This is a genomic window from Bacillus cereus group sp. BfR-BA-01408 (assembly GCF_022663305.1).
Taxonomy (GTDB): Bacteria; Bacillota; Bacilli; order Bacillales; family Bacillaceae_G; genus Bacillus_A; species Bacillus_A pacificus.
The window spans coordinates 1-201 of the sequence record NZ_JAKUFF010000393.1; the positions used below are offsets into that span (position 1 = coordinate 1).

The following is a 201-nucleotide window of genomic DNA, read 5'->3' on the forward strand; positions in this document are numbered from 1 at the left end:
TTGATATAGAAATTAGCACTTGCTTGTACATTTTGTAGTTGGACAAATCCCAAGACTTACTGCCACAATTGTAGGTGTCGCTGGCGTCGTTTCTGGATTTACATCTCCCGCCCCCGCTACTTGTTTCAAATCATTTTCATCCACTGATCCAATTAATTCTTTTGTATCAAACTCTTGATCTCGTAATTTATTTAATTTTTC

General features: G+C 36.8%; 1 protein-coding gene. It reads right to left on the minus strand.

Features of this window, described 5'->3' with window-relative positions:
• Positions 1-12: 12 nt before the first annotated feature.
• Positions 13-201, minus strand: a 189-nt coding sequence (locus MR083_RS27805; protein WP_242270167.1) for a class II lanthipeptide, LchA2/BrtA2 family, incomplete at its 5' end; no start/stop codon positions are given.